Origin of the sequence: Aquimarina celericrescens (assembly GCF_042682765.1) — a bacterium.
Lineage (GTDB): Bacteria > Bacteroidota > Bacteroidia > Flavobacteriales > Flavobacteriaceae > Aquimarina > Aquimarina celericrescens.
This window is the reverse complement of record NZ_JBHUHY010000003.1, coordinates 653,881-678,162: the sequence shown is the minus strand read 5'-3', so window position 1 is coordinate 678,162 and position 24,282 is coordinate 653,881. Positions and strand designations below refer to the sequence as shown.

Here is a 24,282-nt window from a genome sequence, read left to right as displayed (position 1 = left end):
TAATTTACTCAGAGAATACATTTTCTAATTAACACATTAACTAATTTAAAAGACATGTCAACAAATATAACACCTCAGGATTTAGAAAAAGTGGTTCCACAGGCAGAAGATTTTTTGCCCCTGTTAGGAACCGATTATGTAGAACTTTATGTAGGCAATGCCAAACAAGCTGCTTATTATTATCAAACTGCATGGGGATTTCAACCTATTGCATATGCAGGACTGGAAACAGGACGTAAAGACAGCGTTTCTTATGTACTTGAACAAGACAAAATACGATTAGTACTTACTTCCCCTCTGCAACCAGGCGGTGAAATCAACAAACACATCAATGCACATGGCGATGGAGTAAAAGTGATTGCTTTATGGGTAGATGACGCCACCAAAAGTTATGAAGAAACTATAAAGCGAGGTGCCAAATCCTATATGGAACCCAAAACTGAGAAAGATGAACATGGAAGCGTTATTTTTTCAGGAATCCACACCTATGGAGAAACCGTACACATTTTTGTCGAACGAAAAAATTATCACGGTGCTTTCCTACCAGGATTTATGGCATGGAACAAACCCTACCAAACAAAATCTACCGGATTAAAATATATTGATCATATGGTGGGAAATGTAGGATGGAACGAGATGAATAAATGGTGTGAGTTTTATGCAAAGGTAATGGGATTCGCACAGTTGGTATCATTTGATGATAAGGATATTTCTACAGAATATACGGCCCTAATGAGTAAAGTGATGAGTAATGGTAATGGGCGTATAAAGTTTCCAATTAATGAACCTGCAGAAGGAAGAAAAAAATCTCAGATCGAAGAATATATAGATTTTTATAATGGTGCAGGTGTACAACATATGGCATTAGCAACAGATAATATTATTGAAACTGTTTCTGAGCTTCGAAATAGAGGAGTAGAATTTCTAACAGTACCCGCTAGTTATTACGAAACGGTATTAGACAGAGTAGGAGAAATCGACGAAGATCTCGCTCCGTTAAAAGAACTTGGCATTCTAATCGATAGAGATGACGAAGGGTACCTGCTTCAAATTTTTACTAAACCTGTATTGGATCGTCCTACTATGTTTTTTGAAATCATACAACGCAAAGGAGCCCAATCCTTTGGAAAAGGTAATTTTAAAGCTTTATTTGAAGCTATTGAGCGAGAACAAGAACAGCGAGGGACTTTGTAAAATAAATTGTTTTACAGCTTTTTGATAATTCATAACTAAAGTCGTTAATCCATTACTAAAATTGAACTATTGTAATTATTTATATAAGTTTTTGTTAAAATTCATAATAAAAAAACGTTTTCGATTGATAATTATTCAAAAAAAGTTCATATTTGCAAAGTAAGTGGAGTGGTTACCGCTTATATCTAAAACAATAATTATTCTCATAATTTAAGTTTTTAGTTGGTTAATAAAAGTAAAAAAAGAGAGCTGTGGTGGCTCTCTTTTTTGTTTTCATTTTTATATTTATAACAGTTTTCGTTTTTATCTCATCGCTTTAAATAGTACTTTTGGAATAGATATTGTTACTACGCAATATAGTATTGCACCAAATAACATAATATCTCAAACCATGAAAAAGTTTTTTTTGATTATACTTTTAGTTGTATTTACAGCTCCTACTTATGCCCAAGATGCCCATAGTGCTTTTGATTCTGGAGAATGGTTTAGGTTTAGAATACACTATGGAATTTTTACCGCAAGTTATGCCACTATAGAAGTCAAAGATGAAGTGCTAAATGGTATGCCTGTTAGACATATTGCAGGAGAAGGTAAATCTTCAGGATTTTTAAGTTTATTTTTCAAGGTTGAAGATTACTACGAAACCTATATTGATAAAGACGAAGTAAAGCCATACAAGTTTATTAGAAAAATTAATGAGGGAGGTTATACGAAAGATATAGAAATCAAATTTGACCATGAAAAAAGCCAGGCATTGGTTCATGATAAAAAGCGTAATACTAAAAAGACTTTTACAACCCACGACAATATACAAGATATGATGTCTTCTTTTTATTATTTGAGAAATAACATCAAAACATCCTCATTAAAAAAAGGTGATGAACAGTATGTAAATATGTTTTTTGACAGAGAAAACTATCGCTTTAAACTGAAATTTTTAGGTAGAGAGGTTATTAATACAAAGATGGGTAAAATTGCATGTCTAAAATTTAGACCTTATGTACAAGCGAACAGAATATTTAAGGAAGAAGAAAGTATGACTGTATGGGTAAGCGATGATGACAATCGTATGCCTGTAAGAATCAAAGCCGACATATTAGTAGGATCTATTAAAGCAGATTTAGATGCATTTAAAGGACTTAAGCATCCATTTAAAATTGTGGTAGATTAATGAACGAACCAATCAAACCAGAAATTGCAGAAAAAATAAAGCAATTAGAAAAAAAATTCAAAAACTCTGGGCAAGACCTGGGATCCTATTTAGACGGTCTACTTCATGATCGATACTTAACGTATTGGGATTATATACATCTTGACACTTTGTTAAGTTTACAAATACCCAGGACCCATTTCCCAGACGAAGAAATATTCATCACCTATCATCAAATAACAGAACTCTATTTCAAGCTTATTATACATGAGCTTAAACAGATTATAGATGACAAGTTGCAAACGGCAAAATTTTTTACATCAAAACTAGACCGGATAAATCGATATTTTAGAGTTTTAATCAACTCTTTTGACGTTATGATCAAGGGTATGGAAAGGGATCAGTTCCTAAAATACAGAATGTCGCTTCTCCCCGCTAGCGGATTTCAATCTGTACAATTCAGATTGATAGAGATTTATGCCACACCATTGGTTAATCTTGTTAATGCCAAACAAAGAGATCAGTTTTCTGAGCAGGATTCTCTAGAAGAAGTATTTGAGCACCTTTATTGGAAATCAGGAGCAACCGACATAGAAACTGGCGAAAAAACACTTACCTTAAAACAATTTGAATATCGATATACACCCCGGATGATGCGTATCGCAAATCAAGTACAACACAGTACAATTTTTCATAAATATCTAGAACTACCAGAAAAAGAGCAAAATAATGTGCACCTTATCGAAGCATTACGTACTTTTGACACCAATGTGAATATTAATTGGTTATTAATGCATATGGGCGCCGCCTTTAGATATCTTAACAAAGAGAAAGGTGAAGTTTTGGCTACCGGAGGAACTAATTGGAAGAAATTTTTACCTCCTAGTTTTCAAAGAGTTATGTTTTTTCCTAATCTTTGGAGTGAAGAAGAAAAAGAAAACTGGGGTCAGCAGTGGGTCGCTCATCGATTTAATACCGCAAAATAAAATAGTCGTCAGTTGAAGCAATTAGGTTACTTACTACTGCTTATGGTAGTATTATTTTCGTGTCAAAAAGAGAAAAAAGAAGCAAAAGTTATAGTTCCTGAAGTAGTTGAGGAAGAAAAAGCGCCTCCGGTAAACAAGGAATTTGGATATGTTCTGGATGATTTTAAAGTAGTAAAGGATACGATTAAACCTGGCGATAGCTTTGGTGCAATTATGGATACTCATGGTATCAGTAGAGCCAAAGTATTCGAAATTACCAACAAAATAAAAGACACGTTCAATGTAGCTCGAATTATGGCTGGTAAACCCTATATGCTCCTTAAATCAAAAGACACAACAGAAAAAGCACAAGTATTTGTTTATCAGAATAACAAAATAGATTATACGGTAATTGATTTTAGAGACAGTATCATAGCCCAAAAACGAAAAAAACCTGTCAAATTAGTTGAAAAAACTGCTTCAGGCACTATTTACAGTAGCTTAATGCAGACTTTTGATGATTTAGACCTTAACTTTTTAGTGGCCTATAATATGTCTGATATTTATGCCTGGACTATTGATTTTACAAGATTGCAAGCAGGAGATAGATTTAAGGTAGTTTATACCGAAAAGTTTATTGATGATACCATTCCTGCCGGGATAGATCAAATTAAGGCGTCTTATTTTGAGCACAGAGGAAAACCTATTTATGCTTTTAGATTTCAAGATGATTCCATAAATGGTACAATTGATTATTTTGATGATGAAGCCAATAATTTACGTAGAGCATTTCTTAGAGCCCCGGTAAAATTCAGTAGAATTTCTTCACGATATAATTTAAGAAGAAGAATCAAATATTATGGCAATAAAATAAGGCCACATCGAGGAACAGATTTTGCCGCTCCAATAGGTACACCCATATTAGCTACCGCAGATGGCATTGTCACTAAATCAGAGCGAAGAGGCGGTAATGGTAAATATGTAAAAGTAAGACACAATGCAACTTATGACACACAATATTTACACATGAGTAGACAAGCTGTAAAAGTTGGTCAATTTGTAAGACAAGGAGATGTTATCGGATATATCGGTATGACAGGCAATACCAGCGGACCTCATGTTTGCTACAGATTTTGGAAAAATGGAAGAGAAGTAGATCCGTTTAAACAAGATCTTCCTGCTTCAAAACCTTTATCCGACAGTCTTAGACCTCAATTTTTTAAGTATATAGAACCCATAAAAGCAACTTTAGATAGCATTCAATTTAAACCACAAGAAATTTTGTAAAATGACATTACCAACTATCAACCCCACCACCACAAAAGCCTGGGAAGCATTGAAATCCCATTATGAGCATATAAAAAATACACATCTAAAAGATCTTTTTGAGCGGTTTCCAAATCGTGCAAATGACTTTTCTATTTCTTGGAACGATTTCTATGTCGATTATTCAAAAAACAGAATTGATGAAACTACCAAAAAATTATTAATAGAACTAGCCAAAGAAGTTAAGCTTGATAAAGCTATATCACATTATTTTGGAGGAAGTAGTATTAATGAAACCGAGGAAAGAGCAGTACTACATACGGCGTTAAGAGCTCCTTCGAATCAAAACATAAAAGTTGAAGGAAAAAATGTAATTCCCGAGGTTTATGCAGTAAAGGAAAAAATAAAGAACTTCAGCAATCAGGTAATTTCTGGTGAATTGAAGGGACATACAGGTAAGGCCTTCACAGATATTGTAAATATAGGTATTGGCGGATCTGACCTGGGTCCTGCGATGATAACAGAATCACTAGAATTCTATAAAAATCATCTTAAGGTACACTTTATCTCAAATGTAGATGGAGATCACGTACATCAAAATCTAAAAGGATTAGACCCGGAAACTACATTGTTTGTAGTGGTTTCTAAGACTTTTTCTACCCAGGAAACTTTATCGAACGCGACAACCGCCAGAAATTGGTTCACCAAAAAAGCACCAAAAGATGCTGTAGGCAACCATTTTGTAGCAGTATCCAGTAACATTACTAATGTAACAAATTTTGGCATTTCAGAAGAAAACATATTCCCTTTATGGGACTGGGTTGGTGGTCGCTTTTCGCTATGGAGTGCCGTTGGGCTATCCATAAGTCTTTCAGTAGGGTATGAAAACTTTGAGGCATTACTAGAAGGTGCATACGAAATGGATGAGCATTTTAAGAATACCTCCTTCGAAGAAAACATACCTGTTATTCTAGGTATGCTAAGTATATGGTATAACAATTTCTTTAATGCAGAAAGTGAAGCGATTATTCCTTATTCCCAATATTTACATAGACTTCCTGCCTATTTACAACAAGGAATTATGGAAAGTAATGGAAAAAGTGTAGATCGCAATGGTAATCCTATTACTTACCAAACCGGTACAATAATTTGGGGAGAACCGGGAACCAATGCACAGCATGCATTCTTTCAGTTAATTCACCAGGGAACCAAATTAATTCCTGCAGAGTTTATAGGATTTAAATATTCTCTGTTTGAAGATCAGGATCACCAGGACAAATTAATGGCCAATTTCTTTGCTCAAACCGAAGCATTGATGAATGGTAAAACAAAAGCCGAAGTGCTTGATGAACTAAAATCAAAGAATTTATCCGAGGATAAACTAAAAAAACTTACTCCTTTCAAAATTTTTGAAGGAAATAAACCGACAACAACTTTACTAATTAATAAATTGACCCCAAAAAGCTTAGGGGCATTGGTATCAATGTATGAGCAACGTATCTTTGTTCAAGGAGTGGTATGGAATATTTTCAGTTATGACCAATGGGGAGTAGAATTAGGAAAGCAATTAGCTACAAAAATCTTATCAGAAATTAACAATGCCAAAGTTTATCAACATGATTCGTCTACACAAAAGCTTTTAGAGCGTTATCTGACTAAATAATAAACTGGCTTTAAAGTGAATTATTAAGCCAAATTTTTCAATTTTTGACTCGTTTTGGGTATAGCAGTTGCAGATTTTTGTCAAGAATAATTAACATTTTTTTAGTTAATAACTTTTGAATATCTTCAACTCATTGATTGCCAATATAATCCAAAAATACTTTTACCTTAATCATATACAAATTTTGTGAAAAACTCTTAACATTATGGTAAAGTTAGTTTGCATAAAGATTTGTTTTTTTGCACGGATTAATTAACTCAATTTTTTATGAAAAAGATTACATTTTTATTTGTTGTAATCCTTATAGCATTCGTTGGGGAGACGTTTGCACAAGGGGTAACAACCTCTGCAATGGGAGGTAAAGTAACAGACAATACAGGAGGTCCATTACCAGGAGCCAATGTTATAGCGGTTCATCAACCATCTGGTACCACGTACGGTGCCACTACAGATTTTGATGGGTTTTATAGAATTTCTGGTATGCGTACCGGCGGACCTTATACAGTGACAATTTCGTATGTAGGGTTTAGTGATGCCAAAAAAGAAAACTTATTCCTTGATTTAGGGCAAACGTATAGGTTTAGCACACAAATGCAGGAGGAAGCTAACGCACTTGAGCAAGTTGTAATCACTGTAACTAACGATGGACTTTTTGATTCTAACAAAACAGGAGCAGAAACTAACGTTGGACAACGACAAGTAAACACGCTTCCATCACTTTCTCGAAACATTTCTGATTTTGCCCGATTAACGCCACAAGCTCAAGTTAGTGGTGATAATCAAATCTCAATTGCCGGTCAAAATAACCGCTTTAATGCTATTTATATTGATGGAGCAGTCAATAACGATGTTTTTGGATTAGCCGCAAGTGGAACAAATGGAGGACAAACTGGTGTTAGTCCAATATCCCTTGACGCTATTGAATCTTTTCAAATTAATGTTGCTCCTTTTGACGTAAAGCAATCTGGATTTGCAGGAGGTTCTATTAATGCAATCACAAGATCTGGTACTAATGAATTTAAAGGTTCTGCATATTATCTTTTTAGAAATGAAAGCCTAGCCGGAAAAACCCCAGGAAAATTGTTGGAAGATGATGACTCTAGAGAAAAACTAGATGAGTTTACAGCAGAAACTATTGGAGTAAGAGTTGGTGGGCCTATTATTGAAGACAAGTTATTTTTCTTTATAAACTACGAACGTCAGGATAACGAAACACCCCAACCTTTTATTCCCAGTACATACCGAGGAGATTCTGATCAAGCAGCTATTAATAATCTAGCTAATTTTTTAAGAACCAATTATGGATATGACCCTGGAGCCTTAGACGGAGCAAGTACTTTGGTAAGTGATAAGTTAATCGCCAAAATTGATTGGAATATTAACGAAAATAATAAATTGTCGCTGCGCCATAGTTATGTGAAAGCAGACCAATTTAATGCTAATACCTCTAATCCTGGATTAATTCAATTCTCTAATCGATCTTTACAATTTGAATCAATAACTAATTCCTCTTCTTTAGAACTAAACTCTAAGATCGGAAATAACATGGCAAACAATCTTGTGCTAGGATATACATCAGTAGAAGATAATCGTGATATCGTAGGAGATCCTTTTCCCGCTGTTCAAATTTTTGACGGAGATGGAACAATACAATTTGGTTCAGAACCTTTTTCTACAGCGAATTTCCTAGATCAACAAATTTTTACACTAACAAATAATTTTGAGATTTACTCAGGAAGACACACTATAACACTTGGAACGAATAATGAATTCTCTTCGGCAGAAAATTTATTCTTTAGACAAAACTTTGGAGATTATAGATTTAATAATCTTAATGACTTCTTATCTGGTGCTGCAAACGCTGCAAACCGATATCGAAGAGGTTATTCCTTATTAGGAGGTCTCGGAGATAACTCGGCAGGTGCAGCTGATTTTAATTTATTTCAATTTGGACTCTATGCCCAAGACGAAGTAAGTATCACCGATAATTTTAATCTTTCTGTAGGACTTCGTGTAGATATCCCATATTGGGAAGATGGTGATGTTAATGAAGATTTTAATACGAGAACTGTTTCATTATTAGAGGCTGCTGGTAAAAATTTACAAGGCGCTAGAGTAGGAGAAGGAATCGCTCCCAGAGCACATATTTCTCCAAGATTAGGATTTAATTGGGACGTTAACGGTGACAAAACAACACAAATACGTGGTGGTTTAGGAATCTTTACTTCACGTGTACCTCTAGTATGGCCAGGAGCGACGTATAACAACAATGGTCAAACTGCAGGTTTTATTGAGATCAACAGAGATACAGATGAAGGCATCTTTACTCCCGCTTTTGAACCTAATGTTAATCAACAATTTACTGAACCACAACCTGGAACTGGTGCTGTTGGTGGACAGGTAGACTTATTTGCTTCAGACTTTATGTTACCACAAGTAATGAAGTACAATATCGCAATAGATCAAAAATTACCTGCTGGATTTACAATATCCGCAGACTTTATCTATAACGATAATATTAATGCAGTGCAATATGAAAATCTAAACCTTAGAGGCCCAGAATTCACGTCTACGGGTACAGGTGCGAGACCAAACTATGGTTTTAATCTTGTTGACCCAACCTATACAGGAATATTTCTTGCCTCAAATACAGGTGAAGGATCATCTTATAATATTTCTACTACGGTTGGGCATAAATTCTTGAGCTCTTTGGTTAATGTGTATTCACAATTTAGTTATTCTTATGGAGACTCGGAAGGCTTATTTGACGGAACTTCTTCACAAAATAGCTCTCAGTGGAATTTCTTAGAAACGGTAAATGGTTCGAACAGACCCACTGTTTCCACATCAGACTTTGCTCAGGGACATCGTTTCCTAGCCAATGCTACCGTAGAGTTTAAGTGGAACGAAAATTTTAAGACACGTATTGGTTTAGTATATGAAGGAGCAGAGGGTTCTCCGTTTAGTTATGTATATAATGATAGAAACGGTGGTTTATTGGCTGATACAGGCTCTAGTTCTGCTCTTATTTATGTACCAGCAAATAGAAGTGAGATTAATTTAGTTGATGTTACCGATAGAGATACAGGTGCCGTTATTTCATCTGCAGAAGACCAATGGGAAGCATTAAATGCTTTTATTGAAGGGAACGATTACTTAAGAGGAAGAAGAGGACAGTTTTCTGAACGCAACGGAGATAGAACCAAATGGAGCCACGTAATTGATCTTAAGTTTGCTCAAGAATTCTCAATCATGGGACTTGGTAAAAAGAACACTTTAGAATTTACTGCAGATATTTTCAACTTTACCAATTTGCTGAATAAAGATTGGGGAACAAGATATTTTGTAAATAACGATAATGTTAGGCTAGTAACTTTCGCTGGATTTGAATCTGATGGTACTACACCCAGATATACTTTCTCTGAAAGAGCTACTGAAGGTGTAAATGAAATCGATGATGCTGGTCTGAACTCATCAAGATGGCAAATGCAACTTGGTTTACGATATACTTTTAATTAAGAAATATAAATAATCAAAATAATCACAAAACCTCATTCAAAATCGAATGAGGTTTTTTTATTCATATTACTTACCTTTGGATAAACTAAACACCTTATTATGTACGAAGCTATTCAAATCGTTCACTCCTATTGGGCTTATCTTGTCTTACTTATTGTTACACTTGCTACAATTAATGCACTAGCCGGTTTTTTTGACAAAAGAGAATATGCTCCAAAAGATTTTAGAGTTTCTTTATTTGCCCTTATCGTCTCACATATTCAGTTATTGATCGGGATTATAATTTTCTTTCTCTCACCTCTTGTGGTCTGGTTTTCGGGAACACATAGCATGGGAGAAATTATGAAAGATTCGACATTACGTCTATACAATGTAGAGCATCCTTTAACGATGATTTTGATGATCGTTTTTATTACCATAGGATATTCCAAACACAAAAAAAAGCTTACTTCTACCCCCAAATTTAAGATGTTGGCTATTTTCTATACGATTGCATGGATTCTAATGCTGTCAAGAATTCCGTGGGCGCAATGGTTTTAACCCTATAACCTCTAAAAGGGGAATTCTATTTTGTATTCTCCCGGGGGGACTAGGGACTTCCATAAGCCGTCAGTACCAACTCACGTGAGCCTCCATAATCTCGATGCTCACAAAGATAGATTCCTTGCCAGATGCCTAGGTTTAATCTTCCGTTGGTGATTGGAATCTGTACCGAAGTTCCCATTAGAGAAGCTTTAATATGGGCCGGCATATCGTCAGGTCCTTCGTAGGTATGCATATAATAAGGAGCATTTTGGGGTACCATGATATTCATATGACTTTCGAAGTCTTGTCTTACGGTAGGATCGGCATTTTCATTAATCGTTAGACTTGCCGAAGTATGCTTAATGAATATCTGCAATTGCCCTATTTTAATCTTTTTTATTTCCGGAATTTCAGAAATAATCTGTTCTGTGATCAAATAAAAGCCTCTTGGGTATGGTTTTAGTTGTATTTCCTTTTGGAAGAATTTCATCTTTAATTAATTTCAATATGAAAATATAAATTTTGATTGTTTTTGAAGCTATTCCTCCTAAAAAGGAGGGAAATTACAAACAATTGAAAATAAATAATTTAATACAAATTTCACAGTGATCACATATCGTATATCATTTAACTACCTACCTTTGTCACCTAAATTTAGACACCTGCTATGGATTTATCAAAAATAAAACTTGTCTCTACAGATATGGATGGTACACTTCTTAATTCTAAGGGTGAAGTAAGTCGCCATTTCTTTCAACTTTTTGAAGAACTTAATGAAATGGGGGTGACTTTTGTAGCCGCCAGCGGAAGACAATACTATAGCATTATTGATAAATTAAAACCCATTAAAGACGACATCTTCGTAATTGCAGAAAATGGAGCATTAACCATGCAACAAGGCAAGGAGTTACAAACAACAGTGATAGATCGCGAGACCTATCTTGAACTTCTAGATATCACCCGGGAACTTAAAGGCTCACAAGTGATCTTATGTGGCCGAAAAAAAGGATACATAGAAGACTACGGCCAAGATTTTATAGATATGTTTTCTGAATATTATGATCGATATGAAATTGTTGATGATCTTGCTGAAGTTACCGATGATCTATATCTTAAAATAGCCATTTGTAACCAAAAAGGATCAGAAAAATATCTATACCCGGCCCTTAAACACCTAGAGGATCGTTTAAAGGTAAAAGTCTCTGGAGAAATTTGGTTAGATCTATCACATAATCTTGCAAACAAAGGACACGCCTTACAACAACTTCAAGAAAATCATCATATCTTACCCGAAGAAACCATGGTTTTTGGAGATTATAATAACGACCTGGAAATGATGACCCGAGCCACCTATAGCTTTGCTATGGAAAATGCACATCCCAACATTAAAGCCATTGCCAATTATACTACAAAAAGTAATAACGACAATGGTGTAGAATATATACTACACAAAATGATTGAAGCTAAAAAATCGGCTACCTTTTAAGACAGAATCCGACAGGAATATTTTCTATACCTAGCTAAGAAACACAGGCCAGTGCAATAGATATGATAAAAAAATATACATAAATAGGAATACGGGTAGGAAAAAGATTTTGCATAATAAGTTGTTTAGTTCTTATGATTTTGGGGTCATCATTATAAATGCAAGGTATAAAAAATATGTTACTTATGCACTTAATCTCATAAAAATACTTTTCAACATGATTTTACCAGAATAAAAGAAGCTAATTTCCTACAAATACACCATTGTACTAAAAAAAAGCCACTCTCAGTAAAAAGAGCAGCCAATTGTGTATTTGTCACGTTTAAAGTTTACAGCCAATAAAATATAATACAGCTCTAGTCATTCAATTTTAGAACTGCCATAAAAGCTTCTTGAGGAATTTCTACATTTCCTACCTGGCGCATCCGTTTTTTACCTTTCTTTTGTTTTTCAAGCAACTTACGTTTACGAGAAATATCACCACCATAACATTTGGCGGTTACATCTTTACGAAGTGCTTTAACAGTCTCCCTAGCGATGATTTTGGCACCAATTGCAGCTTGAATTGGTATATCAAACTGCTGTCGCGGAATTAACTCTTTTAGCTTTTCACAGATTTTCTTACCAATATCATAGGCATTATCCTGGTGTAATAGCGCAGAAAGTGCATCTACAGTATTTCCATTAAGCAATACATCTACTTTCACCAATTTTGAAGCACGCATGCCAATAGGACTGTAATCAAAGGACGCATATCCTTTTGATACCGTTTTCAAACGATCATAAAAATCAAAAACGATCTCTGCCAACGGCATATCAAAAGTAAGTTCTACTCGTTCGGTAGTAAGATAAGTTTGATTGGTAATCTCTCCTCGTTTTTCTATACACAAAGACATTACAGGTCCCACAAAATCAGCTTTGGTAATAATAGAAGCTTTAATATAGGGTTCTTCTACCCGATTCATTGATGAAGGATCGGGAAGATCTGATGGATTATTTACAATGATAATATCATCAGGATGTTTATTAGTGAAAGCATGATACGACACATTAGGCACTGTCGTGATCACCGTCATATTAAACTCGCGCTCCAGTCGCTCCTGAATGATTTCCATATGTAACATCCCAAGAAATCCACATCGAAAACCAAATCCTAATGCCGCAGAACTCTCTGGCGTAAACACCAGCGACGCATCATTAAGCTGTAGTTTTTCCATCGAGGCACGTAGCTCTTCATAATCCTCTGTATCTACGGGATAAATCCCCGCAAAAACCATAGGTTTCACGTCTTCAAAACCTTCAATTGCATTTTGAGTAGGCGTTTTCGCATCGGTAACGGTATCACCCACTTTTACCTCACGAGCATCTTTGATTCCTGTAATCAAATACCCTACATCGCCGGTTTTGATAATTTGTTTTGGAACCTGATTCAATTTCAAGGTTCCTATTTCATCTGCAAAATAGTTTTTGCCGGTTGCGACAAACTTAATCTGCTGCCCTTTCCTGATTTCACCATTGACTACCCTGAAATACGTTTCAACTCCTCTAAACGGATTGTAAACAGAATCAAATATTAACGCTTGTAAAGGTTCATCAGGATTTCCTTTAGGTGCAGGAATTCTTTCAATAATAGCTTCCAAAATTTCTTCTATTCCAATCCCAGTCTTGGCACTTGCAGGAATCACATCAGCTGCATCACAACCCAAAAGGTCTACAATATCATCGGTTACTTCTTCTGGATTAGCACTTGGCAGATCTACCTTATTCAATACCGGAATAATTTCAAGATCATTTTCTAATGCCAAATATAAATTAGAAATCGTTTGCGCCTGTATACTTTGAGCAGCATCTACAATCAACAACGCTCCTTCACATGCTGCAATAGAACGAGAAACTTCATAAGAAAAATCTACATGACCTGGCGTATCGATAAGGTTTAAGATGTATTCTTCTCCCTTATAAGTATACTCCATTTGTATTGCATGACTTTTGATCGTAATCCCACGCTCACGCTCAAGATCCATATTGTCCAAAAGTTGCGCTTGCGCCTCACGAGCAGTTACAGATCCTGTAAAATCCAATAGCCTATCTGCCAGTGTACTCTTACCATGATCTATATGGGCAATAATGCAAAAGTTTCTAATGTTCTTCATGTTGATTTTTCAAATAAATTCTGGGGCGTGACCCTTCATTACATTACGGGTCGGGCTATCCGTTATATCTTTTCATTTTTTTGCCTTCGAGAGCCTCAGGCACAAAAAATAAAAAGGATGCCACTCCTATCCCTCACGCAAATTCCATTGCTGTAATGACTTGCAAATATAGTTGATTTTAGAAGCTTTATGCTATTCCACCGAGTATTTTTAAACCTCATTGGCTTTCAAAAACCTGGAAGGTCTGAAAGAATTTGTATTTTTGCCAAAAAATATCGATTGCTGTGGCCAAAATAGGAGACATAGATGTAGGAGAATTTCCATTGCTGCTCGCGCCCATGGAGGATGTGAGTGACCCCCCTTTTAGGGCATTGTGCAAGGAACAAGGAGCTGATGTAGTATATACCGAGTTTATTTCTAGTGAAGGACTCATTCGAGATGCTGCCAAAAGTGTTATGAAACTTGATATTTACGAAAAAGAGCGCCCGGTTGGTATTCAAATTTTTGGAGCTAACCTTGATTCTATGCTTAAATCTGTAGAAATTGTAGAAGCTTCTGGCCCAGATATCATCGACATTAATTTTGGATGTCCTGTAAAAAAAGTAGTAAGCAAAGGTGCAGGTGCCGGAATTTTAAAAGATATTGATCTTATGGTAGCGCTTACTAAAGCTATGGTAGCGCATACCAAGCTACCGGTTACTGTAAAAACGAGACTGGGTTGGGATCATGATTCTATTAAGATTGTAGAGGTAGCAGAGCGGTTACAAGATGTAGGTTGTAAAGCAATTTCTATTCATGGCCGCACCCGGGCGCAGATGTATAAAGGTAATGCCGACTGGAAGCCTATCGCCGAGGTAAAAAACAATCCTAGAATGCATATTCCTGTATTTGGCAATGGCGATGTAGATACTCCCGAACGTGCTATGGAAATGCGTGATCAATATGGTCTTGATGGTGCTATGATAGGCAGGGCCAGTATTGGCTATCCCTGGTTTTTTGCAGAAGTTAAACACTTTTTTGAAACAGGAGAGCATCTCCCAACGCCGACTATAGAAGAACGAGTAATCGCCGCCAGAAGACACTTACAAATGGCTATCGATTGGAAAGGAGAAAAATTGGGTGTTTTTGAAACCCGAAGACATTATACCAATTACTTTAAAGGTATCCCACATTTTAAAGAATACCGAACCAAAATGGTTACCAGTGATCATCCTGATGATGTGTTTGCTGCCTTTGATGAAGTAGAGCAAAAATTTGCGGGGTTTGAATTTGTGTAAGGTAGAATTGCCCTTCCGACATGCTCAGAACAAATTCATCCTTTCTTATTTAGTATCCTGAGGTTCTCGAAGGATACGAAATAAGAAAGATAAACCAGAAAAGTTTTTATACCAGTTCTTATATGAAGTTACTGATATACGAATTGAACTATTTTGATTTTAGGCTAGGTAAAAAATTTATGGATAGCCATAGCTATCGATCAATTTTATAACGAAGCATCAAGTCAAAAGAGACAATTTTATACGGTAATTTCATGTGAGAAATGGTATTCGCTAACGTATCAATTTCTGATTAATCCTGCTAGATGCCAATAATGAGGCCACAAAACCAATCATTGTGATGGTTACAAAAACAATGATAAAACTCATTGCAGTAATCCTGGTAGGATATGGTAATGATGGCGTAATCATTAATAAACCGAATTGCTGTTGTAATATAATTAATATCAATCCTAACACTAGTCCTAATATTGTTCCTAATACGGTCATCAAAGATCCTTGAAACAAGAAGATTTTTCTGATGTTGGGTAATGAAGCTCCTACATTATACAATGTTTTTACATTGCTCTTTTTATCAATGATCATCATGATAATTGCTCCGGCCACATTAAACAAAGCGATAATTGCGATTAACGTAATAACCAAATAAGAAACCAGGTTTTCGGTATTCAACATTTTATACAACTTATCATTAAGCTGAAACCTATTTTTTATAACCACCTCGTCTCCAAAAATTAAATACAATTGCTGTAGTACTATGTCTTCATTAGCTTCAGGAGATAACTTCAACTCTAGATGAGTCACTTCATCTTTGGGTAAATCAAGCAGGGTGCGTGCTAAACCTGTTGTAGCAAATATGTACTTCTCATCTAATTCTTCATTTACACTATAAATACCAATATTTACTACTTTTTGTGATCTAAAGGCTTTGGTAATATCATTGGGAATTCCTTTTCCGGGTTTTGGCACATAAATACTAAGCAAATTGGTATACGTTTGTTCTACACCCATACCTAGTTCTCTACTAATACCGTTGCCTGCTACTACCTGAAAATCATTATCGGTTAACCAGTTTCCGTAGACAACAATGCTATCGGTCTTGATAACGTTATTGTAATTGACATCAACCCCTTTTATAAAAGCTGTTTTTTGTTTATCACGAAACTCAAGAAAAACGTGGTCTTCTACAATTTCAGAAAAATGCGCAACGTCTTCAAACTGATTTAGTTTTTCTTTTTTTTCTTTATCAAAGACAAAAGTCTTTCCGCTTGACGGGAAAACTTTAAGATCGGGATCAAAATAGGTAGAAAACTGAAGGCTGAAGTCTTTAAGTCCGGCAAATCCCGTGAGCACAAGAAATAAAGCCATCGCCCCAATAACTACTCCTGCAGCCGCTATACTTGTTATAATATTGATAGCATTGTTGCTACCAGGAGAAAATAAATACCGCTTGGCGATGTAGTATGAAAAATTCACTTCTTTTTACGCTTTTCAAGAAGTTCTGGATTTTGAATGGGATTTTCCTCGCCTTTCACCGCTTTTTCGATATTAGAAATATATTCCAGAGAATCGTCTATAAAATAAGATAACTCTGGCATGCGCCGTAACTGATTTTTGGTACGTTGCGCCACCTGGTGTTTGATTTGTGATTTTACAGCATTTACCTCTTTTAAGACCTTTTCTCCCTCTTGATGTGGAAAAACACTCATATACACCTTTGCTATCGAAAGATCTGTAGTCACACTTACTTTGGTAACGGAAACCAAAATCCCGTGTACTCCGGCATCGCGTAATGCATTTTGTATCACATCGGCAACATCTTTTTGCAATACTCCAGCGATTTTTTTCTGTCTGTTTGTTTCCATAACTGCAAAAATACATATTAATCTTTGTAAGAGGCAAGATCACTTTGCATTTAGGCGTAAGAATATAGACTTTTTGTCTATCTTATAATTAAACGGTGTGCATTTCTATGTGCTATGGTGACCAATTAATTTTTTGATTATGGTATTATTGTATTTTTATACCGGTAAATAAAATTATAAAATGGGTAAAATCAACAAAATCGAGCACTTAGGTATCGCAGTAAGAGATATTGATGCAGCAAATAGTTTATACGAGAAACTTTTGGGGGTTGCTCCTTATAAACAAGAGAAGGTAGAAAGTGAAGCTGTGATTACTTCTTTTTTTAAAGTTGGCGAGAGTAAAATTGAACTTTTGGCCAGTACAAAAGAAGATGGGCCGATCGGTAAATTTATAGCCAAAAAAGGAGAAGGTATTCATCATATTGCTTTTGATGTAGATGATATTGAGAAAGAACTAGATCGTTTGGAAAAAGAAGGGTTTCAAATCATTAACAAAACACCCAAATCCGGAGCCGACAATAAGCTCGTTGCTTTTTTACATCCCAAAAGTGCTAATGGGGTTTTGATAGAGCTTTGCCAGGAAAAGAAATAAAATAAAAAATGTTTGGCGTGTATTGGTCAAATCCTTAAATTTGCCGTCCGTTTCGGGTCCCATAGCTCAGCTGGTTACCTGCCTACCTGGCGGTAACGACAGGCGGGGAGCACCTGAATCGGTATAGTAACTATGTATGTTTACGTTCTTAGAAGTTTAAAAGACAATCGTTTTATGTAGGTATGTCTCAAAATGTTGACAAACGCTTAAATGCTCATAATACAGGAAAAACAAAAAGCACAAAAGGATTTCGGCCTTGGGAAATTATCCTAACTGAAGAATATCCTGATAGAATCACTGCCCGGAAAAGAGAGAAATATCTCAAAACTGGATATGGAAAACAGTGGTTAAAAAATAAATACAAACAGGTCCCATAGCTCAGCTGGTTAGAGCACCTGACTCATAATCAGGGGGTCCTTGGTTCGAGCCCAAGTGGGACCACTTTGTAAATCAAAGAGTTACGATTTTAAAATTTCGTAACTCTTTTTGTTTTTATAGACTTTGCCCACTTTTTGCCCACCTTTTATGGTTTTATACATATCAAAACAGGCTTATTAGTGACAAAAATTCTATTTATCTCATTTTATCCACCGACACAACATATCAAATATTAGCAGTTAATTAAACAGTTAATAAATCATTCAATTTAATACTCCTTTGTGAATGGAGGATTTCCTCCATTTGATTATCTTGCACATATAAAATTTGCTTCTTACCCATATGAGATTTTCAGGACACGATACATTTCACTGTAAAGAACAGTGGTTAATGAAAGGAATACAATTAATTGAAAAAGAAGAAGTTGAATCTGTTTTTAAAGATAGTTTTGCAGTACCTAAATTAGGTGTTGGTAAAAATATGGTGCGAGCAATTCAGCATTGGTTAAAAGCTTTTGATATTTTAAATGATGATAATTCTTTTGGAGAATTAGCTAAAGTACTTTTTCTTGATAATAAGTTTGATCCTTATCTAGAAAACGAAGGTTCTTTATGGTTGCTTCAATATCATTTATGTAAAAAGGGCTATGCTAGCATTAATCAAATAATTTTTAAAGACTATTTTTCGGACAAAGCAACTCTTGAATTTTCAGAATCTCAAATATTGAGTTTTTTAAGACGACAGTACACATCGGCAAAAAAAACAACAGATAAAACTTTAATTTCTGATTACAAGGTTTTCTTGAAGACTTATGCTCCTCCAAAAAAGAATACAAAGACTGTTGAAGATGATTTTAATGCTCCTTTATTAGGACTAAATTTAATTAGCAATACGGGTAGAAGGAATAATTCAAATGATGTTGTCTATCGAGTTAATCGAGGACTTCAAAAAAATATTTCGCCTGAAATTTTTATTTATTGCTTATTAACAGAATATGGGGATAGTATAGCTATAAGTTTTGATGAAATACGAAGAAATCTAGGTTCTTATTTATGTCTTTCTAGCGAAGGGCTTGAATCAATTATCGATAAAATTTGTGATAGGTATAAAGAATTTGTTTATAAAGATGATGCGGGAGTAAGGCAATTGCAAATTAAAAATGTAGGGAAGTATTATAAAATAAAAGTATTGGAAAAACACTATGAATTATACAGATAATATCTCCACTAATATAATACGCGATAATTCAAAAGAAATTGATTATATCGTAACGCCAAATAGTAAAGAGATATTTGACAGAATATTTCTTCATAGCTATGGAGCTAATAAATCTTTCAACCTAATTGGTAACTACGGAACAGGTAAATCTACATTTTTATGGGCATTAGAAAAGAATCTTAATAAGGAGAAAATTTTCTTTAGTGATCTTGAGGGGAAAAATGATATTAAAGATTACGAAATAATCAAATTAATAGGAGATAGTATTTCCTTTTCTGATGCACTTTGCAAAGAGTTAAACATAAAAAAGAAAGTTGACAACTCAACTATCATTAATGAAATTGAGAAAAGAAGATTAAAGGCTTTAAAAAACAATCGAGGACTTATTATTGTTGTGGATGAGTTTGGAAAATTTCTTGAGTTTGCTTCAAAAAACAAAACACTTGAAGAACTTTTTCTGTTACAACAAATCTCGGAGTGGGCTAATAACGATTCTAATGAGACCTACTTTATAATAACATTACATCAAAATTTTTCTGATTATGGGAAGAACTTATCCAGTAGAGATAAACTTGAATGGGATAAAATAAAGGGAAGATTTGTTGATTTACTTTTTAATGAACCTGTAGAACAACTTATTTATTTTGCAAGTAATAAATTAAAGGAGTTTGTTATTCCTAAGAGGTTAAATCCTCGTTTTAATTCGTTAATTGAATTAATTAAAGATTCCAAACTCGTAAGTCATAATACTACTATTAATGAAAACTTGAGTGAAGCGTTATATCCACTTGATTGGCTTTCTGCAAATATCCTTGTTAATTCATTACAGCGATATGGTCAAAATGAAAGATCTTTGTTTTCATTTTTGAATGACAACACAAAATATTCGATAAGAAAGCTTGAAAAAGATTTTTATACCGTCTCCGATGTGTTTGATTATTTGACCAATACACTACCAACAGAAATAAACAGTTTAGATAATCCTCATAGGGCGCAATGGTATTCTACTTTTAAAGCATTAGAAAGAGCAGAGCTGCATTTTGATAATGATTATGGATTAGTCTCTGAAGTCATAAAGACTGTTGGATTGACTAATATTTTTTCTAAAGCAGGGGGGCTATTTGACATAGAGTTTATTAAAGAATACTTCAAGTTAATAAGAAATATAGAAGTAGGTAGTATTCTTGAGACTCTTGAAAAAACTGGGATAATACGATTTTATAGATATAGTAATAAAATAAATTTTCTTGAAGGAACAGATATAGACTTAGAGCAAGAATTAATTAATGTTTCAAAAGAAATTAATCCTAACTTTTCAGTTGCTAATGAGATTTTGTCATTAATTGACTTCCCAATAATGTTAGTCAAAAGGTATTCTTTTGAAACTGGAACGCCAAGATTTTTTGAATTTAAGATTTCCACAAATATAGATGATGTAAGTGAAGCGGAAGGAGCAATAGATGGATATATCAATCTAATTTTTGATGATGTTAAATCCTCTAAGATCAAAGAAAAATCTAAAGAAACATATAGTAATCTATTTGTTCACTACAAGAATTCAAATAAGATAAAAAAGGAAGTTTTTACAATAAAAAAGTTTGATCTTCTTATAGAGAAACATCAATCCGATAAAAACGCACTTAAACTAATTGATGAAGAAAGGTTATATTGTATTCGGCAATTAGAGAAACTAGTCTTAGATGAATTATTTGATAATGATGTTAATACCTGGATACATCTTGGAAAAAAGATTGACATCCAAAATAAGCATAGATTATATGAACAATTAACAGATATATGTTATACTATATATCCAAAGACCCCCACGTTTATAAATGAGCTAATAAACAAGGAATATTTAAGCGCTCCTATTAATGCTGCTAGAAAATATCTTTTTAGAAATATATTAAATAATGAGTCTTCCAAGTTTTTAGGATTTCCTGATGATAAATTCCCTCCTGAAAAAGCTATCTATATAAGTTTACTTAAGGAAACAGGAATCCATAGGTTAAATAAAAACCTTGGGTATTATGAACTTTCAGCTCCTGATAAAGGATCAGTATTATCCGAATTATGGAAAGAATGTCAAATTTTTATAAAGAACTCTATTTCTAACAAAAAAAACATACGTGACCTTTATGATATTCTAAGTAAAGCTCCATATAAGCTTAAAAAAGGCTTTACAGAATTTTGGATTCCAATATTTTTAATGGCAACTAGAGAAGATTATGCTCTGTTCCATATTAATGGAAATTTTATACCATTCCTAACTGAAGAAGTTATTGATTTAATTCATAAAAATCCTTCAAACTTTCAGATCAAAAGCTATGATATCTCTGGACTTAAGATAAATCTATTAGAAAGCTATAAAGAACTGGTTCAAATAGAATCTGACACAAATAAGGGCGTACAGTCTACATTCTTATCAATATTTGGAAACTTTTTACGGTTTCAAAGAGGGTTGAATAGTTATGCTTTGAAAACTAATAAACTTTCCACTAAAGCAATTAATTTAAGGAATGCTATTAAAAATGCAAAAGATCCTGAGGATGCATTATTTAACCAATTCCCAAACGCACTAGGTTTTCCTTCGATTTCGATTAAAGATGATGAGGATGTTCTTAAAAGTTATACTGAGCATATTCAAAGTGCTATCAGAGAAATAAGAACTGCTTATGAACAGTTAATAGATAGAGTTGAAAAAGTAATACTCGCAGCTTTTTATTGTGAGTCAATAGAATTTCCTGTCTATAAAGAAGAAATCATTTCTAAGTTGAATAGTGTAAACTCAGCTTCTTTAGCAAACGTTCAGAATGCATTCTATAAGCGTATTATCTCGCCTTTGGATGATAAATCAAGCTGGATAAAATCACTAGCTGATGTAGCTTTAGGAAAAGGGCTTGAAGAACTAATAGATGAAGAGGAGTCATTGCTTATTGATAGTATTAAAGACCTTGCATTAGGGTTAATAAAAGCTTCTGAAATCCAAGAATTTAACGAAAGTAGTCATAAAAGCAAACTATATTCTTTTAGATTTTTTGATGAATCGGGAGCATCTAAATATGAAAAAATTATTGTTTCTAAAACTAATAGCAAAACTGTTTTGGAGGCTAAAAAGAGCATTGCCAAATCACTAAACAACTTGGATATAGACCTACGTAAAGAAATATTAATTGAGTTGTTATCTGCGGAATTAAAAGAGGATTAATATATGGGAGAAGTAAAACATGTTTTAGGAATTTCTGGGGGAAAAGATAGTGCTGCTTTAGCCGTATATATGAGGACTAAATATCCCAATTTGGATATTGATTATTACACTTGTGATACAGGAAAAGAATTAAAAGAAACCTATCAACTTATAAATAAATTAAATTCATTTTTAGGAAAAAAGATCCGTTTATATAAATCTATAGATGATTTAAACTCTCCAATTAAAAACCCTTTTGATTTGTTTTTAGATAGTTATAAAGGGTATCTTCCTTCTCCATTAGCAAGATGGTGCACAAAAAAAATGAAGTTAGATCCTTTTGAAAATGAGATCGGAAACACTCCAACAATCTCTTATGTGGGTATTAGAGGTGATGAAAATAGAGAGGGCTATATATCAAAAAAAGAAAATATTCAATCCATTTTCCCATTTAGAAAGAATATATGGAGCGTAGATGTTATTAAAAAAGTATTATCCAATAATAACATAGCTATACTTAAAGAGTATTATTCTAATTATATACATACAGAAGAGCAAGAAAAAGTCTTACAATATATAGAACAACCTATTTCCCCAAAATTCACTCAGACTCAAAAATTAAATATTCTCTTAAACAGTGATGTTAAGTTATTCAATAAAGTAATTTTTGAATATCTAAAAACTACTGAATATCCAATTGGCAAACTAGATAACTTTCCTTTGATTGATAATGAAGATATTATTGTTTTGGCAGATGTTTTTAAAATATTAGAAGATTCTGATGTTGGTATTCCTGCGTATTATAATCCTGTAGAGTATACAGTAGAAATTGATGGAGAAACAAAAACTGGAACATACTCAAGAAGTAGATCAGGATGTTATTTCTGTTTTTATCAACAAAAAATTGAATGGGTTTGGCTACTTGAACAACATCCTGAATTGTTTCACAAAGCTAAGGAATACGAAAAAGAAGGCTATAAATGGATGGAAGAATCTTTGGATGACCTCATGAAACCTGAAAGGGTTAGGACTATTAAAAAGGACCATTATATTAAAATGAGTCGACAAAAAAGTAGATCAAGAACTGGACTTTCTTGGCAAGATGAAATTTTGGAAGCCGAGGGTCAAGGATGTGCTAGTTGTTTTATATAATGGGAGACATTATTAAAAATATCAAAGAATTTATATGGGATGTTGTTGGATATCTTATTCCTGGATTTTTGTTGATTTTAGTTTTTAATCTGGTATTTTCACCATCCGTTGGAATAAAAAATGAATTTTTGATTGAGTGGACTCAATTTAATGATTACTTGATTATTGTCCTATCTTATATCCTTGGATATGTCGTATATAGTTTGACAATTTTGAAAGTTCGTACTCAAGATAAAATTCTAAATAATTTAATAAGAAGATTTCCCAAACACAAAAACACCATTTTAAACTATAAAAGTGATGGTTGGGAAGAAAAATTCAAAAACTCCGCTACATTTCATAACGCTGTGTCATTTTTAAAAGAAAATGGGTATAAAAAAGCAGATGAAATGAAAATAAATGAAATAAGGAACATTTTGATGTCAAGAAATCCTTCAATGGACCAAAAAGTTTATACTTTCATGTTTCGTTCATCATTGTTTGATCATATTTCAACCATTTTATTAATAGTACTATTTTTAGTAATTATTCAGTTTATATTTTCATTTTGGAATATTTATTTTCTAAAAACCACTCCTCAATTTAAAATCATATACGTAGTATTTCTATTATTAATACCTCAACTTGGAAGGTGTAAACGAATATTTTTTCCAATAGCAAAAAGAATTCCTTTTTCTAATACAAAATAAAGA

19 protein-coding genes and 1 tRNA gene are annotated in these 24,282 nt (G+C 33.9%); 16 read left to right on the top strand and 4 right to left on the bottom strand.

Annotation, left to right across the window (positions count from 1 at the left end; translation table 11 throughout):
• The first annotated feature begins 54 nt into the window (after positions 1-54).
• The 7 genes from hppD to ACFSJT_RS06795 all read left to right on the top strand — a co-directional run bounded on the left by hppD (position 55) and on the right by ACFSJT_RS06795 (position 10,297).
• A complete protein-coding gene (hppD, locus tag ACFSJT_RS06825) occupies positions 55-1,194 on the top strand; it encodes a 4-hydroxyphenylpyruvate dioxygenase (RefSeq protein WP_378319473.1) in 1,140 nt (379 codons plus the stop codon).
• Positions 1,195-1,585: 391 nt separating this feature from the next.
• Positions 1,586-2,365, top strand: coding sequence for a DUF3108 domain-containing protein (locus ACFSJT_RS06820; RefSeq protein WP_378319472.1), 780 nt, complete (start codon positions 1,586-1,588; stop codon positions 2,363-2,365).
• A complete protein-coding gene (locus ACFSJT_RS06815) occupies positions 2,365-3,330 on the top strand; it encodes a tryptophan 2,3-dioxygenase family protein (RefSeq protein WP_378319471.1) in 966 nt (321 codons plus the stop codon). The genes ACFSJT_RS06820 and ACFSJT_RS06815 overlap by 1 nt, the downstream gene beginning before the upstream one ends.
• Before the next feature lie 12 nt (positions 3,331-3,342).
• Positions 3,343-4,596: a peptidoglycan DD-metalloendopeptidase family protein gene (locus tag ACFSJT_RS06810; protein ID WP_378319470.1), complete on the top strand. Its 1,254-nt coding sequence runs from the start codon at positions 3,343-3,345 to the stop codon at positions 4,594-4,596.
• 1 nt (position 4,597) lies between these two features.
• On the top strand, positions 4,598-6,238 hold the full coding sequence (gene pgi, locus ACFSJT_RS06805; protein WP_378319469.1) for a glucose-6-phosphate isomerase: 1,641 nt from the start codon (positions 4,598-4,600) through the stop codon (positions 6,236-6,238).
• A gap of 267 nt (positions 6,239-6,505) precedes the next feature.
• Positions 6,506-9,757, top strand: a complete 3,252-nt coding sequence (locus ACFSJT_RS06800; RefSeq protein ID WP_378319468.1) for a TonB-dependent receptor — start codon at positions 6,506-6,508, stop codon at positions 9,755-9,757.
• Positions 9,758-9,856: 99 nt separating this feature from the next.
• The gene (locus tag ACFSJT_RS06795; protein ID WP_378319467.1) at positions 9,857-10,297 is read left to right on the top strand and encodes a hypothetical protein; all 441 of its coding nucleotides are present in this window, start codon (positions 9,857-9,859) and stop codon (positions 10,295-10,297) included.
• A 49-nt stretch (positions 10,298-10,346) separates the two neighbouring features.
• Here ACFSJT_RS06795 and ACFSJT_RS06790 read toward each other — a convergent pair whose 3' ends face one another.
• Positions 10,347-10,772 (bottom strand): secondary thiamine-phosphate synthase enzyme YjbQ, encoded by a 426-nt coding sequence (locus ACFSJT_RS06790; protein WP_378319466.1) that lies wholly within the window; start codon positions 10,770-10,772, stop codon positions 10,347-10,349.
• Between the two features lie 177 nt (positions 10,773-10,949).
• Between ACFSJT_RS06790 and ACFSJT_RS06785 the strand changes: the two genes are divergently transcribed.
• Complete coding sequence (locus tag ACFSJT_RS06785; protein ID WP_378319465.1) at positions 10,950-11,768, top strand: HAD family hydrolase; 819 nt, start codon at positions 10,950-10,952, stop codon at positions 11,766-11,768.
• Between the two features lie 356 nt (positions 11,769-12,124).
• Here ACFSJT_RS06785 and lepA read toward each other — a convergent pair whose 3' ends face one another.
• A complete protein-coding gene (gene lepA, locus ACFSJT_RS06780) occupies positions 12,125-13,921 on the bottom strand; it encodes a translation elongation factor 4 (RefSeq protein ID WP_378319464.1) in 1,797 nt (598 codons plus the stop codon).
• A 284-nt stretch (positions 13,922-14,205) separates the two neighbouring features.
• Between lepA and dusB the strand changes: the two genes are divergently transcribed.
• Positions 14,206-15,198 carry a tRNA dihydrouridine synthase DusB gene (dusB, locus tag ACFSJT_RS06775; RefSeq protein ID WP_378319463.1) on the top strand — a complete coding sequence of 331 codons (993 nt, stop codon included), beginning with the start codon at positions 14,206-14,208 and terminating at the stop codon, positions 15,196-15,198.
• A 273-nt stretch (positions 15,199-15,471) separates the two neighbouring features.
• On the opposite strand, the gene ACFSJT_RS06770 is transcribed toward dusB, so the two are convergent.
• Both ACFSJT_RS06770 and rbfA read right to left on the bottom strand, forming a co-directional pair.
• Complete coding sequence (locus ACFSJT_RS06770) at positions 15,472-16,674, bottom strand: ABC transporter permease (protein WP_378319462.1); 1,203 nt, start codon at positions 16,672-16,674, stop codon at positions 15,472-15,474.
• The gene (rbfA, locus tag ACFSJT_RS06765; RefSeq protein ID WP_378319461.1) at positions 16,671-17,063 is read right to left on the bottom strand and encodes a 30S ribosome-binding factor RbfA; all 393 of its coding nucleotides are present in this window, start codon (positions 17,061-17,063) and stop codon (positions 16,671-16,673) included. Before rbfA ends, ACFSJT_RS06770 begins: the two co-directional genes overlap by 4 nt.
• Positions 17,064-17,253: 190 nt before the next feature.
• Between rbfA and mce the strand changes: the two genes are divergently transcribed.
• The 7 genes from mce (at position 17,254) to ACFSJT_RS06730 (ending at position 24,279) form a co-directional block, all read left to right on the top strand.
• Positions 17,254-17,655: a methylmalonyl-CoA epimerase gene (mce, locus tag ACFSJT_RS06760; protein WP_378319549.1), complete on the top strand. Its 402-nt coding sequence runs from the start codon at positions 17,254-17,256 to the stop codon at positions 17,653-17,655.
• Between the two features lie 182 nt (positions 17,656-17,837).
• Positions 17,838-18,032, top strand: a complete 195-nt coding sequence (locus ACFSJT_RS06755; protein ID WP_378319460.1) for a GIY-YIG nuclease family protein — start codon at positions 17,838-17,840, stop codon at positions 18,030-18,032.
• Positions 18,023-18,096, top strand: a tRNA-Ile gene (locus tag ACFSJT_RS06750). The genes ACFSJT_RS06755 and ACFSJT_RS06750 overlap by 10 nt, the downstream gene beginning before the upstream one ends.
• A 327-nt stretch (positions 18,097-18,423) precedes the next feature.
• Complete coding sequence (locus ACFSJT_RS06745) at positions 18,424-19,251, top strand: DUF4007 family protein (RefSeq protein ID WP_378319459.1); 828 nt, start codon at positions 18,424-18,426, stop codon at positions 19,249-19,251.
• Complete coding sequence (locus ACFSJT_RS06740; RefSeq protein ID WP_378319458.1) at positions 19,235-22,459, top strand: hypothetical protein; 3,225 nt, start codon at positions 19,235-19,237, stop codon at positions 22,457-22,459. Before ACFSJT_RS06745 ends, ACFSJT_RS06740 begins: the two co-directional genes overlap by 17 nt.
• Positions 22,460-22,462: 3 nt before the next feature.
• Entirely contained in the window at positions 22,463-23,590 is a 1,128-nt protein-coding gene (locus ACFSJT_RS06735; RefSeq protein WP_378319457.1) for a phosphoadenosine phosphosulfate reductase domain-containing protein, read from the top strand.
• The gene (locus tag ACFSJT_RS06730; RefSeq protein WP_378319456.1) at positions 23,590-24,279 is read left to right on the top strand and encodes a hypothetical protein; all 690 of its coding nucleotides are present in this window, start codon (positions 23,590-23,592) and stop codon (positions 24,277-24,279) included. Before ACFSJT_RS06735 ends, ACFSJT_RS06730 begins: the two co-directional genes overlap by 1 nt.
• Positions 24,280-24,282 lie beyond the last annotated feature (3 nt).